This window comes from Methanocorpusculum sp. (assembly GCF_030655665.1).
GTDB lineage: Archaea > Halobacteriota > Methanomicrobia > Methanomicrobiales > Methanocorpusculaceae > Methanocorpusculum.
On the sequence record NZ_JAUSPQ010000003.1, the window covers coordinates 91,484 to 105,544 of the forward strand.

The window sequence follows — 14,061 nt, forward strand, 5'->3', positions numbered from 1 at the left end:
GTTATTCCTTGAATATCTGTCCTTCAAAGGTAAGAATATTGCATGATGCGCTTGTCCATGCGTCAGGGTGGAGACCGGCTTTGTTGCAGGTCTCGCGGAGGAACTCTACGGGCCCCCATCTGTATTCGACGGCGACCTGGGGAAGGAGGAGACCGGTGTGTCCGTTCATTTCTGCGATGAGCCCGTGGCGGCCGACGATGACGGCGGCGGGGCGGCGTTCGGGGGCGCATTCGAGAAGGGTGGGCTGCGTGAGGATCGTGACTTCGACGCTGATCTCGCTGAGTTCTCCTTCGTTTACGGGGTAGAATCGGGGATCGTCGACTGCGGCATGTACTGCTGCTTCTTTAATCGCTTCGCCTAATGCCATGACAGGAAAAGGAAAGCCGATGCATCCTCTGAGGTCGCCGAATTTGGTGAGGGTGACGAAGATGCCTCGTTTTTCTGTGAAGATTTCGGTGAGCTCCGGTTCTCCATGGGGGGTTTTTCCGGTTACTGCGGACTCAGCGTAGAGTCGTGCGAGTTGAAGGGCAAGCTGGCCTTCGGTCTGACTGAGAAGATGCATAATCATGTAGGTATTGGGTGTCAAAGGTGATGAACTAAGTGGCGAGCCGTCCCGTAGGGGCGGCTTCAGCTGAGCAAGTTTTCGAAGGAAACTTGCGAATGCGGGTTGGATGCGAGCGAAGTGAAGCAGACGACCCGGAGGGGTGACCTTAGCTGAGGCGGGTTGGACGCTGAAAGCGGACGACCTCAGCGGAGCAAATCTTTGATTTGCGACCAAGTCGATAGATTTGCGAGCGCGGGTCACTTCACCGCGAATTATATTGAAAAGGATTTGGCTGGGTGTGGATACATGAGAAAAAACCAACCGCGAATCGGCGCGAATCTCGCCCTTCGGGCTCTCAGAATCGGATTTGCTTCTCCTCACTTGAACCCGGCGGGTCTTATCGTCCCGCCGGTTCATCCCTCATCGGGAGCGTTCGGGCAAATCCTGTCGCCGCTCCAGCGGCTCCTGTGAGGAATATTCAGAGTGTTTATTTATATGGGAGAGATATAGGGAGATTACCATTGGGTGGCTTTGAAAAGAAAAGATCCGCTCCCACCCAGCCGACCTTTTTCTTTTCGTGTTTTTGTGTGCTTTTCGATTTCGCGTATTGGCTTCTTTTGTATGGTACAATTCACGCAAGGCAAAGCCTTGCTCTGCTAAGGTCGTCCGCTTTCAGCGTCCAACCCGCTCATCACACGAAATGCACGAAATTCACACAAAAACACGAAAAAGAAAAAGATGAGATGGGTGGCCCTCTGAAGTACCCTCCCCCGTCCCTCGCAAGTCTATCGACTTGCTCAGCTGAGGTCGTCCGCTTTCAGCGTCCAACCCGCCCCCACACCAAAAAGCACCAAAATCAACGAAATTCACGAAAAGGGGGACAGGGGCGGAGGATTGGGAGAAATTGGGTGGCTTTGAAAAGAAAAGACCCGCTCTCACCCAGCCGATCTTTTTCTTTTTCGCGTTTTACCTCTATGAACGCAATTCTCTCTCCAAAAAATAACTCGAAGAAATCATTAATATACGATACTCTCCTAATAAATGATTAGGGCAGCGTTTCCTTATAGGAATCGTCTGTCTCGTCAGCCCACGAAGATCTTGATGCGATTTTCATGGGCTGAACTTCCTTTCCTTTCGTATTCCGGGAAAATCGTCCCGCCTTTCTGTAGTGTTCTGTTTTGAGCGGGCCGACCCGTAGGGGCGGCCTTAGCTGAGGCGGATTGACGGCGCAGCCGGCGATCTTAGCGGAGCAAGTTTTCGAAGGAAACTTGCGAGCGCGGGTTGGATGCGAGCGAAGCGAAGCAGACGACCCGTAGGGTACACCTATTCCGGATCTTTTTCTTTTCGTGTTTTGGTGTGCTTTTCGATTTGGTGTTATGGATCATGAACGCAATGCCGTATACAAAAAGTAACTCAAAGAAACCATTGATATACGATACTATCCTTATAGATTATTAGGGCAGCATTTCCTACCAGGAAGCGTCTGTCTCGTCAGTCCATCGGGAATCCTAATCCTATTCACTATGGGCTGATCTTCGTTTCATTAAGTATTCCGGGAAAATCGTCCCGCCTTTCTGTAGTGTTCTGTTTTGAGCGGGCCGACCCGTAGGGGCGGGCTCAGCCGATCTTTTTCTTTTAGTGTTTTGGTGTGCTTTTTGGTTTCGTGTACGGGATTCTTTTTTGATGAGCGCATCCATCACACGAAATGCACGAAAAACACACAAAAACACGAAAAAGAAAAAGATGAGAAAGGGTGGCCCTCTGAAGTGCCCTCCCCCGTCCCCCACACGAAATATACGAACTCGCAAATCAAAGATTTGCTCGGCTGAGGTCGTCGACTTCGTCGCCAACCCGCCAACGAAATTCACGAAAAGGGGGACAGGGGTGGAAGAATGGGGGGACTGGTAAGCTCAGAGAAAAAAGGAGCAGGCCGCCCCGATCCTCCCACCCAGCCGTGATGCCCGCGCTAACCCCTCCGAGCGAGGGTGATGATGACGATGCCAATAAAAATGATCACGCCGAAGAAGAGCATCATGATGATGAGTCCGGTGTCGGAGTCGACGATCTGACCGTTCGATGCGGTACTGCTTATTGTTTCGAAGAATGTAAGGGGAGCCATCGTATGGTTGACTTTTGTGTGAGGAGATTTAAGAGTGTTGGCGGGTCGGACCGAAGGGGCGGGCTCAGGTGAGGCGGGTTGGTTGCGAGCGAAGCGAAGCAGCCGACCTCAGCGGAGCAAATCTCTGATTTGCGACCAAGTCGTCCGCTTTCAGCGTCCAACCCGCCCACCCGCAGCCGGTTTTCCCTCAATTTTCGTAACCTATCTCTCTGAGAGAGTGCGGGGTTTTTGCCCAATCCCGAGGCATTATCGCACCGCGCGGTTAGGGGTATAAATATCCATGATTCAAATTTTATTAGTGAGGACAGGAGATTTTGCTGAATTACTCCTGCCCGAATGATACGCCCTGGTCTCGATGATACGGATCGAGTTGGGCGGGCCAATGCTTTTTTTCTAAGACCCCTCCTCGTTGTGCTGGCGAGGTGGGGGCTGCTTTTCTGGATTGGTATGGGAGGTGTGGTATCTTATTATTGGGAAGATATGAGAAGAGATCATTTTTTCGTTTCTCGTTATCTCTATGCGAAAACACTATTTTTGTCCTCTCCAGTGAAATTATAATCCCCTGCGGCTATGGAAGTTAATATGATAAGCAATACTGGTATTATTTAACAAAAGTTTGGTTCATATCTTGAAAATCATACTATTTACCATGTAAGTCCCAACTAAGAAAATGTACCTCGCTGATGTTCTAGACGTTATTTTCATATGTATAACTATGAATAACTCCTCAATTTTACATAAGCATATTTATATCCAGAGGATGTATTTATTTAAATATTCATTTTCCCGAATAGGTACTCGGAAATTGCATTATTGAGGTGATAAATGTGGGCGACGTACTAAAAACAATCGCAGAAAAAACAAATGGTGAAAGATATCAATCCAAAAAATACAGCCATGATGCAAGACCTCGTGCTGGTATCGAATATGATGTTGGAGATCCTATTTTCTGGAAACAAAGTGGTGAAACTGAGAAACACACTACGTCCATCAATCTTAAAAATATGGCTGATGGGATTGCAATAAATAATGAACCCTCTATTTTCAAATATTTCCTTGACGGATCTCGTCGGACCTACAAGGTGGATGACATTTCGTATGATAACAAAGTATATCCCATTATTGCCGGCCAGATTGGTATAGGGTGTTGTGTTAGAAACAACAAACGTCTGAAAAAAGAAGAGTTTTGGCGTCGTCTAGTTATTGTTTTGCCGGAAGCTGCAAGCAATGATTCATGGGGTCCTGAAAATTTTTTCAACGAGGTATTAGGTGAAGTAAACAAATCGCCGAAAATGATGGTATTAAAGGGGAAATTTAACATTCAGTTTGATAATATCCTCTATTATCGTTGGGAAAAAGATGTGAAATTGGAAGATAAAGCAATTGCATCTGTTCAAATGAAGATGTTAGATCTGGAAAAGGATCTGGTGGCAGAATTAGTTGAGAAAAATAAATTACATCAAGATAGTTATCTAATAAAAGATGGGTCTTTGGAATATAAGATGGTTAAATCTGGTGGAAAAAATGGTAGAAATGATCTAACAAGTCAAAAAATACGTAATAATTATAGATATGTTGTAGGGGTTTCAAAGTCATTTGACCCTACCAAAGCTCAAACAAAATCCGGAACTAACTCGGATGTCATTGCCAAGCTAAAACCATTTGAACGGACACCTGCTTTCCTGTATTCGTCGGAAATGTCTGGGGCCTCATTTATCATTTGGTATCTCAGATTACATGATTCCAAATATACTGATAATGTATTTGACGGTGTTGTCAAAGTGGAGATGGTTGTCTTAGGTTCTGATGAAGAAGTGAAACCAAAGGATTCAGATGAGATTGATATTATCTCTGCCCATCTGTTAAATGAACGAAATCCTGTTTGTTATGGAAAAGATGATAGATGGGCAAATCATATTTATCCGATTTATTTAACTGAATCATTTGTGAAAAGCAAATATCTGAGTGCTGATTTATTTATGGAATTATTTTAGAGGTGTATTATGAGAGTAATTGGAAGAGTAGTAGCAACGGAGAAAATACCAACAACAATGGATTCTTTCTGTTTTTGGACTGAAGAAAATCTTATTTTAAACCCGTTTGATGTTGTAGTTGTTGATCATATCAACAATAGTCAGACATTTGCAGTAATTGAGGAAATATCACATATAACTGATTCGGCAAGTTTCCTCTCAAACTATATCTCGAGTGATTTTGGAGATGTTAATGTCACTGAGGTAACTCATAGAATTGGCATGAACTATGTCAAAGCCAATGTTGTGGGAAATGATAAAAACATCTTCATCCCAGTACAAAATAATTCCCTAGTCCACCTCGCATCAAAAGACCAGATTTCTATGGCACTCGGTCTTGATGAGATAAATAACCCATTAGTTTGTGGCTATCTTGAGATGTATGAAAACGTGGATGGAAGTGAAAGGGTCACACTTCCCGTAAATATTGATTCTGCCTTCCTCATTGGTCCTGAAGGTGCCCATCTAAATATCTCTGGAATATCTGGTCTTGCGGCCAAAACTTCCTATGCTATGTTTTTAATGAAAGCCATACAGGATAAGCAGATGAGAGGTGACCTTGATGATAATGTTGCTTTTGTCTTTTTCAATGTGAAAGGGAAAGATCTGCTTGGAATTAACGAACCCAATCCTGAAAATGACCAAAATACAGATGCTCTCTATAATATGTTGGGGATTACTCCAGAACCATTCAAGGAAGTACACTACCTTTATCCTTTCTTTAATGAAAGGACATCAAACAGCTATGTGGGTTCCGAAACATACAATCGCCAGAAAAAACTTGGAATAGCATCAAAATATAAATTTACCTATGAAGAGGACAAAGATAGTCTCGATCTGCTCTTCTCTAACATCGACGATTCATCACAAACTATGGAGTCAATTTTGAACTATATTACGACGGACCATAGTTTTGGAAATCTTACATCGTGGAGTCAGTTTATTGAGGAAATTGAGAAAAAATCCCAAGCTGGAAGTTCCACTGGTAGCAAAGAAATTACTGTTAATAGTTGGAGGAAGTTCACTCGCCTTATTAAAAAATCAATCAATAGGAATGAATTATTCTCAGTAAAAATCAGTGTGAATGAGGGTGAAATTCGTCTTTCTGATAAGATCAAAAAATTGGAGAAAAATCAGGTTTATGTCGTTGATATTGCCAAATTAAACTCTGAGATGCAAGCATTTGTTTTTGGCAATGTCATAAGAGAGATTTATGATCTCCAGCTTGAAGAAGTTTGTGACAATGAAAAACACCCATCTAAGATTATTGTTTTTGTTGATGAATTGAACAAGTTTGCCTCAACAGACACACCAAAAAATTCCCCAATCTTACGACAGATTCTTGATATTGCAGAAAGAGGGCGCTCTCTTGGTGTCATCCTCTTTGGTGCGGAACAGTTCAAAAGTGCGGTCCATGATCGTGTCTCTGGAAATTGTTCTACATTTGCTTACGGAAGAACAAATGCAATTGAACTGGGAAAAACAGGATACAAATATATCCCACCAGTTTATAGAAGTATGATGACTAGACTGAAACAAGGGGAATATATCATACAAAATCCGGTATTCAAATCTATGTTGAATATCAAATTCCCGAAACCAATTTATAAACAATTCAAATGAGGGGGCTACAATATGGTATTTGATGGAAATGTGAAATTTGGAAAGAATGTTATTGAGAATCTTACCACAGGAATGTATGAAGACTCGAAGATTATCTATCGAGAATACATTCAAAATGCCGCTGATTCCATTGACAAAGCATTGAGAGATGGACTATATGAAGAAGATGATGAACCTAGTATAGAGATAGACATATTCCCAGATGAACGTTTGATTAAAATCACGGATAACGCCTATGGGATTAAAGCACAGGACATTGTAAAGACCTTAATTGATGTTGCTGATTCAGAAAAAGTTAAAGGAGTTGACAAAGGATTTCGTGGGATTGGAAGATTGGGTGGACTGGGATATTGTAAACTCCTTAAGTTCATCACAACGTACCCTGATGAAAACATTCAAACAACCGTAATATATGATGGGGAATTACTCCAAAAATATCTCAATGATTTCTCCATTAAGATGGATGCAGAAGAAATTCTCCAGAAAATTATAACGGTTCAAAGTGATTCATGTTCTGCTGCTTCACATTACTTTATTGTAGAACTACATGGAGTAAGGAAGGATAATGATGAGTTACTTGATCCAAACAAAATAACACGTTATGTTTCTGAAGTTGCGCCATTAGATTATGCAAATAAATTTTATTTGAGATCAAAAATATATGAATATTTGGAAGAGAATGATCTGAAATTAACTGATTACAGGGTCACTGTGGATGGGTTCGATGTATTACGTGACTACACCACAAAATTGTATGAAAAAGATTCTGGAGCCGATGACACTAAGAAACAATATGACGAAATTACGCACCTTGAATTTGAAGATTTCAGAGATAATGATGGGAGATTAATTGCCTGGATGTGGTTTGGGATATCCAGATTTGATAGACAGATTCCAATCAAATATAATCCAATGGCTGGTCTTAAACTTCTAAAAGAAAATATTCAAATCGACAATGGAGCAAAGATATCACGTTTCTTTAAAGAACCCCGCGGTAATCTATACTTTATCGGGGAAATACACGCTGTCGACAAAGATTTAATTCCAAATGGTAGACGTGATTATTTTGAAGAAACGCCAACTCGAGTAATATTTGAAGCCAAGTTAGAAGCCTTCATCAATGATACATTATACCAGTTATATCGTGAGGCAAGTGTTGTAAAATCCATTTATCAGAGTTCTATGAAAGTTCAGGAACTCAAGGAAGAATACGAACAAAAATCTCAAACCGGTTTTATTAATGAAACTGAACAAAAAGTTCTCATCGATGAGATTAAATCAAAAGAAGATAAATGGGTAAAAGATCGCGAAAAAGTCGAGAAGATAAAAGACAAAGCAAAAGATAATCCAATTCTTACTCAAGTAATTAATAACATCGAAAAGAAATATGATAATGAAGTTACCATATCTAAACCCTCTGAAAAAGGATTAAATGATAAAAAAATCGACAAACCTGCGAAAAAAGATCCTGAAAAACAAGAGAAAACTGTATTATTGACGGATAAATTAACTAATTTAAGTCAAAATGAACGGAAACTGGTTGAAAGAATATATTCCGTAATCTCCAAAGTCTTAGATCCTGAAAAAAGTCAGAAATTAATCCATAAAATTCAATCAGAACTTCAAAAATAATGAATCGGCGTATTCTCCTCATCGAACCTAATTACAAGAATAAGTACCCACCTTTAGGTTTGATGAAAATCTCCACATATCATAAGCGGTTATCTGATGAGGTTACATTCTACAAGGGGGAGTATATTGATTTTGTTCTTGAAACAATTTACTCTAAACTTTTGGATAAACTTACGTTTATTGATTCAACAGTTTTATGGGGTGAAAAAAAATACATTTTTCTACGTTTTCTAAAGAAGGGAACAAAAGATGATTTTCAGTATCTCTGTAAGTTAAGTGATGATATTTTCGTTTCTTCCAATTTAGAGTATTATAGAAACTATTTCAAGAACAAAAAATATTTGCAAGATCCTGAGTGGGATAGAATTTACATAACGACACTATTTACTTTCCATTGGAAGATTACCATTGAAACAATTAATCAATTCAAACAATTGTGTAAAGATCCAACCCAAGTAATCGTGGGGGGTATTGCCGCATCTCTTCTTCCCGATGAAATAAAAAAAGAAACAGGAATTTATCCCGTTGTGGGATTACTAAATAAACCAGGACAGTTGGACAAAGATAATGATATCATCATCGATGAACTCCCTCTTGACTATTCAATACTCTATGAGATAGAGTATGAATATCCTGAAAATGATGGATATTATGGGTATATGACACGTGGCTGTGTCAACAAATGTGCTTTCTGCGCGGTTCCCACGTTGGAGCCAACGTATAGAGATTACATTGGAATAAAGGAACAAATTGAAAACGCAAACAGACATTTTGGAGAGAAAAGACACTTGTTATTATTAGATAACAATGTTCTTGCTTCCAAGAAGTTCAATCAAATTATTGATGAAATAAAATCATGTGGATTTACTAAAGGTGCCACCTATCTCGCCCCAAATGAATATGATCTCGCAATAAATGGGTTGAGACAGGGATACAATGATGCTGGATATATTAAAGAAATCATTCGTATTTATCAGAAATTAATTAAAAAATGCCCTGCAGATCACCAAAGAGAGATGTATTCCAAGTTAAGTAAACATAATCTTCTCAGCAATAATACTGCGAAAAAGGAGGAAATTCTTGGACTTGATGAATATTTCAGAACATTGTCTCCCAGGTTATCTTCCACGAGGACAAAGAGACTTCGCTATGTCGATTTTAATCAGGGGGTTGATGCTAGGTTAATGACGGACGAGAATGTGAAGAAACTTTCCGAAATCCCTATCCGTCCCCTTAGGATCGCTTTTGATTCATGGAGTGATAGAAAGTACTATGAAAATGGGGTGCGGTTGGCAGCAAAAAATGGGATAATGCATTTATCAAATTATTTGCTTTATAATTTTACGGATAAACCACTTGATCTCTATTATCGGTTAAAATTGAATGTTGATCTATGTGAGGAATTGGGAACCCAGATTTATTCATTTCCCATGAAATATCATCCAATCAAAGATCCAGAATATTTCAAAAATCGTACATACATAGGGAGGTATTGGAATAGAAAATTCATCCGATCAGTTCAATCAGTCTTGAACGCAACAAAGGGTAAAATTAGTTCCGGCAGGGAGTTCTTTGAAGAAGCCTTTGGTCATGATGCTAAGGAGTTTGAAGAAATAATGTATATGCCAGAAACATTGGTAATTTATCGGCATTACTATCGGGATAATGGTGTTACAGATGAATGGAGGGAGGCTTTCAATAGTTTATCCCCAATGAAATTAAGTGAAGCAAAAAAACTTATTGAGCAGAATAATTTCAACGATATCTCATCAATAACACGAGATCAAGAGCTCTTGGATCTTCTGAATTATTACACTCTCGAATACAACGAGAGTAAATAATTTGTGTTTAACTATTCCAACGGTCTCTTTCTGCTTTTTCATCATATCTTGCACGAATAGCTTTTCTAAGGAGATTTGCTGGTGATAGAAAAATTTTCTCATTCTCGGTTTCTCCAATTTCCTGAACAAGTATCATGTCGTATGTGACATCATCTAAGAAAGAAATCGGTATTGATAAATAATGATTATATTGTTTATTATTTGAATAATATTCCAGATCCCAGATTACAAAGGTCTTTTTATCTGCAATATATCCACAGAGTAATATATCAATATCTGAGGGGAGGGAAATAGCTGATAAATTACATAGATCATAAGACATAGTTTCGGGTGAAAAGATCAAGTCTACAATACACACCTTCATTACTGGAGGATAGGGAGAATGCATTTCTAATATAATATGGTGCTTATCTTTTACTGTGAAAGAGCGTGTTGTTCGCGTACTTGTAAAGGCATTAATGAATATCTTTTGCGTCTCTGTAAATTGATTAATGAGTGAAGTTTCTTCTGATTTTTCTTTTGTGATTTGGGCATTGTAAGACTTAAAAGTGTTCATCTCCCCTTTGGATACTGTTTCATATTGTGATATTATGATTCTTTCATCTATTTTAGTATGGTATGCATTCTCTCCTCCGTCTGCACTATAAGGTTCTAATCCCCCCTCTTTCCTCCTGAATAACTCAGATTCTTTAGTTAATACCTCATTAGGATCACACGGGAATCCTACAACCATTTCAACGATTGTATGAAGATCATTAAATACCGCATTAAATGATCCGAGCTTCCACAAAGATTTGGATATTGATGTTAAATATCCTTCAAAGATGAGCTTCTGTTTTTGTTTAAGAGCATCATGTGTTGCTAAAGTACGCAAACTATTGTTGAAGGTAGATCCCTGTAATAAGAAATACCGTCCATTTGCTTTTTTAACTTTAGCAGATGCATCTCCTGATTTAATCACAAGCAACTCTCCCTCAAGAGATATTGAGTAATTTGATATCAGAGAAGAACTATTGTCGTTGGCTGAATCAGCAGTGAGACTCTGTTTTCCCTCATCATGTCCCATGTCTGTAGTCATAGGGGGATTCTCAAATCCAACATCCAGGTTGATTTTTTCAGATTCTCCATCTCTAATAATAGGGAGTTCATCTTCACGAGAGAGAGATTCCAATATTGTCTCTTTTGGGAGACTAATATTTTCCTCACCCATCCCTACCCTATCACCAACGATTTCCGGTGATTGCATAACAACAGAAGACTGCAGACTTGACTTATCAAACGAAAATTTCCACACGGATTCTGCGGGTAAAACATCAAAAGTAGGACAATCCTCCCATCTACATCCTAGAATCATTTCCAGAGCCAAAGAAAGAGAAGGGAACGTACAATTATTTGTCAAACGTAATATCGTCGAATCAAATGGACTGAGAGCTAACTGCTGAATATTTTTTAGGGAATTACGTGTTGTCAAAACTTTATCTGAAAGACCAAGCTCCTGGCTTAGGAGAGTGGATTGAGTTTCGATAGTGTATCCCAAAAAATTCTTCTTAATGAGAGAGACTGCATTCGGGGCAGAAATAGAAAGGGTATCCTTATCTTTGATGATCTTTACTTCAAACTCAATCACTTCTCTCGCTTCCTCAACTACGTCAGAACTCTCCGAATTTTCTATTGAAAATAGTAGATGAAATCCATCTTCCACATAATACGCAGGCATGGATGTCTGCACTTTCTTTATGGATTTCCCAGGACTATCTATTCCACTCTCATCTGAAGACTCGCTCCGATCCACATATAGCTCCGCATAAATCTCATCCGGAACCGGCTTCTCCAACTTCCAGATGATATTCATCGGTTTTGAACCCTCATGTTTCACATACGAAACCTTCCCAAGAAAAACATAAGGGACAGACTTCCCCTCCTTCATCTTTTGCTCACGAACAAACAAAAGAACCTGAGTTCCCATTTCTGCATGATTGATATATCTTTGACCAACAGAGGAGGTATCCGGGGTTGAGTTTTGAGATTGCCAATGGAACTGTTCTTTATCAATAAAATAATCCTCGTAAGTCGTAGTTGAGGAATATTCATCCTCTGTCTTTTTCAGAGTGACAAAGAACAGATCCGTCTTTTTATCTGGAAGATAGATCACTCCTTCACGCATTGCAGGACGTTTTGACCAATTCCAGTAATCAAACGCAGCTAAGATCTCATTGCGAGAATAGCGAGAATACAAATCCAACACGCAGTCATAACCAAGATCTATTTTGTTCTTGAGTGGTTTCTGTTCAGTATATTGTATAGACAAATAATCGAGAAATTCTTTATATCCCTCAGTGTGCTCCCGAAGAGCTTGCACAAAGTCCATTGGATCTTTAAACCCAATTTCGTCTGGCGTATCTTGATAGAGGGAGTAATAGAACATATTCAGCATCGTGAAGTCATCTTCAAACAATGGATCGTTGTCAGCACGAAGCAGATGATATAAAAACGAAATATAGGCAGGAGATGAGACGTATGATAGCCTTTTCAAAGCTTTGCATAAATGCTCATCATTCATCACTCCCGCCATATAATTTGATTAGTCTGTTTTATTATGATATAAGGGTTGTTTTACTGATGATTCCCCAAAAATTAAAAAAAAACCATAATCCACACTTCATTCACACCCACATATAACCGAGGTCTCTCTCTAATCTCAAAGACTGGCATCCCTCAGCTTCCAACTGTTATTTCTCTCCCTCGTTTTGTGATGATCAATGAAAGAACTATTTCCCTCACAGGAGGCGCTGGGGCGCCGACAGGATTTGCCCGAACGCTCCCGATGAAGGGATGAGCAAGACAGCGTAGCTGGCTTGCGAAAGTGAGGAAAAGCAAATCCGATTCTGGGAGCCCGAAGGGCGGGATTCGCGCCGATTCGCGGTTGGTTTTTTCTCATGCTTCCACACCCGACCTTACCCCTCTAGAACTTTAGCTTCAATATCCCCCATCTCTCCGCCCCTGTCCCCCTTTTCGTGAATTTCGTTGAGTTTGGTGCTTTTTGGTGTTGGGGGACGGGGGAGGGTACTAAATGGAGACCGTCCAACGAACTTTTCTCTTTTTCGTGTTTTCGTCATGTTTTCGTGAATTTCGTGTGATGAATTGTACAACCCCAAAGAATCCAATACACCGAACCGACTTACATCCACCCCCCCCAAAAAAACCCAATCGTATAAACCTGCGGGCAGTTTATCTTTCTCTTTTTCACACAAAACATTCTCGTCCAAATTCCTTCTCTCCCCATGTGACGCCTTCTATTATAAAAACCCATATTAGATCGTAATACGTCAAAACAAACCTTAAAATATCCTCAGATCCAATAAAAAGTAGACAAAGTTCGCAAAAGGAAAAAACAATCAGCGCGGTCCGGCATACGAGTCCTGCGGGACGGTTAGCTATTTTAGGGTACGATTCGCAGCCAAATAAGTCGTCTTCCTCTGCCCACGGGCCAAACTGAAAATTTTTTCCCTTACCGAACTGATCACAAACCTTGCGGGTTCGTGACACAACGGAACTCAGGCTCTCCTAGCGGATGATCCTGAAAAATCGTACAGGCACCCATCCGGGACAGATTACCCCAGATAAGAAAAAAAAACCAGTATTATGTCAACATTGCAGAATGTACCACCCGTAACGACAGTCAGACTCAACACCGCCATCAAATCAGACCGCGTAAGATACCATGAATCACTCTCCGTAAAAATTCCCACATACGGCAGACAGGGACTCGACACCGCAGCAGAAGAACAGGGACTCACCCTCTCGGAACTCACCCGCAGCATCGTCGACGAATACCTCGAAGAATACTTCAGAAACAAAAAACTCTGAAGACATATCCCCTCCTTTTTTTCTAACCGCATCACCCGGGACAAAGTTCATCCGTTTCGAAGCGTCCCAAACACCCCTCCCGGATCCCTGCATCACCCTTTCACTCGCAAACTGCTGAGAATCCAGTTTGTATGATAATATGTTATAATATGTTATGTTATATTATGTTATATTATGATATAACACCCAAAAACACAGTATTTTATCTAAAAACATCCAACAACTATGTGAGGAAAACACCTCAGGAAGTGAACCAAACAACCAACAAAAATGAAAACGTGTCTGCCCGATTCTGACTTTGAGCGAAAGAACAGGAACAGACACTATTCTATTAGACCTTTGGACTATTCAAAGTATTGAGCGTGATCAGATACCTGCCGGATGATTTCATACTTCATCCTT

At 40.3% G+C, this 14,061-nt stretch carries 10 protein-coding genes; 6 read left to right on the plus strand and 4 right to left on the minus strand.

What is annotated here, in order from left to right; translation table 11 throughout:
- Position 1 precedes the first annotated feature (1 nt).
- Positions 2-562 (minus strand): TIGR00296 family protein, encoded by a 561-nt coding sequence (locus tag Q7J08_RS01065; RefSeq protein ID WP_370651225.1) that lies wholly within the window; start codon positions 560-562, stop codon positions 2-4.
- 288 nt (positions 563-850) lie between these two features.
- On the opposite strand from Q7J08_RS01065, the gene Q7J08_RS01070 reads away from it, so the two are divergent.
- Positions 851-1,015 carry a hypothetical protein gene (locus Q7J08_RS01070; RefSeq protein WP_304909839.1) on the plus strand — a complete coding sequence of 55 codons (165 nt, stop codon included), beginning with the start codon at positions 851-853 and terminating at the stop codon, positions 1,013-1,015.
- Between the two features lie 1,495 nt (positions 1,016-2,510).
- Here Q7J08_RS01070 and Q7J08_RS01075 read toward each other — a convergent pair.
- Complete coding sequence (locus Q7J08_RS01075; RefSeq protein WP_304909840.1) at positions 2,511-2,663, minus strand: hypothetical protein; 153 nt, start codon at positions 2,661-2,663, stop codon at positions 2,511-2,513.
- An 827-nt stretch (positions 2,664-3,490) separates the two neighbouring features.
- Between Q7J08_RS01075 and Q7J08_RS01080 the strand changes: the two genes are divergently transcribed.
- From Q7J08_RS01080 to Q7J08_RS01095, 4 genes are all read left to right on the plus strand, one after another.
- Entirely contained in the window at positions 3,491-4,657 is a 1,167-nt protein-coding gene (locus tag Q7J08_RS01080) for a hypothetical protein (protein WP_304909841.1), read from the plus strand.
- 9 nt (positions 4,658-4,666) lie between these two features.
- Positions 4,667-6,319 carry an ATP-binding protein gene (locus Q7J08_RS01085; RefSeq protein ID WP_304909842.1) on the plus strand — a complete coding sequence of 551 codons (1,653 nt, stop codon included), beginning with the start codon at positions 4,667-4,669 and terminating at the stop codon, positions 6,317-6,319.
- A 12-nt stretch (positions 6,320-6,331) separates the two neighbouring features.
- Positions 6,332-7,951: an ATP-binding protein gene (locus Q7J08_RS01090; protein WP_304909843.1), complete on the plus strand. Its 1,620-nt coding sequence runs from the start codon at positions 6,332-6,334 to the stop codon at positions 7,949-7,951.
- Between the two features lie 62 nt (positions 7,952-8,013).
- On the plus strand, positions 8,014-9,792 hold the full coding sequence (locus Q7J08_RS01095; protein WP_304909844.1) for a hypothetical protein: 1,779 nt from the start codon (positions 8,014-8,016) through the stop codon (positions 9,790-9,792).
- Positions 9,793-9,799: 7 nt separating this feature from the next.
- Here the strand turns inward: Q7J08_RS01095 and Q7J08_RS01100 are convergent, their stop codons facing one another.
- Complete coding sequence (locus Q7J08_RS01100) at positions 9,800-12,352, minus strand: DUF3427 domain-containing protein (RefSeq protein ID WP_304909845.1); 2,553 nt, start codon at positions 12,350-12,352, stop codon at positions 9,800-9,802.
- A gap of 394 nt (positions 12,353-12,746) precedes the next feature.
- Positions 12,747-13,058, minus strand: coding sequence for a hypothetical protein (locus Q7J08_RS01105; protein WP_304909846.1), 312 nt, complete (start codon positions 13,056-13,058; stop codon positions 12,747-12,749).
- Positions 13,059-13,434: 376 nt separating this feature from the next.
- Between Q7J08_RS01105 and Q7J08_RS01110 the strand changes: the two genes are divergently transcribed.
- Positions 13,435-13,659: a hypothetical protein gene (locus Q7J08_RS01110; RefSeq protein WP_304909847.1), complete on the plus strand. Its 225-nt coding sequence runs from the start codon at positions 13,435-13,437 to the stop codon at positions 13,657-13,659.
- Positions 13,660-14,061: the final 402 nt, after the last annotated feature.

Excerpts from the sequence above, each read along its gene's own strand:
- Q7J08_RS01095 (WP_304909844.1), top strand. The coding sequence starts at position 8,014 with ATGAAAATCTCCACATATCATAAGCGGTTATCTGATGAGGTTACATTC.
- Q7J08_RS01110 (WP_304909847.1), top strand. The coding sequence starts at position 13,435 with ATGTCAACATTGCAGAATGTACCACCCGTAACGACAGTCAGACTCAAC.
- Q7J08_RS01090 (WP_304909843.1), top strand. The coding sequence starts at position 6,332 with ATGGTATTTGATGGAAATGTGAAATTTGGAAAGAATGTTATTGAGAAT.
- Q7J08_RS01075 (WP_304909840.1), bottom strand. The coding sequence starts at position 2,663 with ATGGCTCCCCTTACATTCTTCGAAACAATAAGCAGTACCGCATCGAAC.
- Q7J08_RS01070 (WP_304909839.1), top strand. The coding sequence starts at position 851 with ATGAGAAAAAACCAACCGCGAATCGGCGCGAATCTCGCCCTTCGGGCT.
- Q7J08_RS01085 (WP_304909842.1), top strand. The coding sequence starts at position 4,667 with ATGAGAGTAATTGGAAGAGTAGTAGCAACGGAGAAAATACCAACAACA.
- Q7J08_RS01065 (WP_370651225.1), bottom strand. The coding sequence starts at position 562 with ATGCATCTTCTCAGTCAGACCGAAGGCCAGCTTGCCCTTCAACTCGCA.
- Q7J08_RS01100 (WP_304909845.1), bottom strand. The coding sequence starts at position 12,352 with ATGAATGATGAGCATTTATGCAAAGCTTTGAAAAGGCTATCATACGTC.